The organism is Pelomicrobium sp. G1 (assembly GCF_051905455.1).
In the GTDB taxonomy this organism is placed as follows: Bacteria; Pseudomonadota; Gammaproteobacteria; order Burkholderiales; family UBA6910; genus Pelomicrobium.
Genome location: NZ_JBQACR010000153.1, coordinates 1 through 379 on the forward strand (window position 1 = coordinate 1; position 379 = coordinate 379).

The following is a 379-nucleotide window of genomic DNA, read 5'->3' on the forward strand; positions in this document are numbered from 1 at the left end:
GCCTATCTCCTTGCGCCCCCTCCGCCACGGACGGCGGATCTTCCTCGTCCGGGTTGAGCACGCCGAAGCGGGCCGGGATGTGAGCGTAGAAAACCCGGATCCGCTCCCGTTCGACGAGCTCCAGCAGCCGCCTGGCTTCCTCCGGCGTGACGATGAACTCCACTTCCACGGTGAGGGTGCCGGCCAGCTCGAAGAAGTGGTTCTCGTGCAGCACGTGGTGCCGCCCGAACCCGGCCATGGCGCGAAATGCCGAGCCGCCGCGGATGCCCATGCGGTTGGCCTGCTCCAGCAGCCATTCCCATAAAAGGGTGTGGCGGTGGCGTGCGTTCTCGTGCACGTAGAAGCGTAGGAACGATCCTTCCATGGTGCCTTCCTCCAT

1 protein-coding gene is annotated in these 379 nt (G+C 65.4%); it reads right to left on the reverse strand.

Annotated features, from left to right (window positions below; genetic code table 11):
• On the reverse strand, nucleotides 1-364 hold a 364-nt coding region (locus tag ACTFO6_RS17940), incomplete at its 3' end, for a DUF190 domain-containing protein (RefSeq protein ID WP_439935769.1).
• Between the last annotated feature and the right edge of the window lie 15 nt (nucleotides 365-379).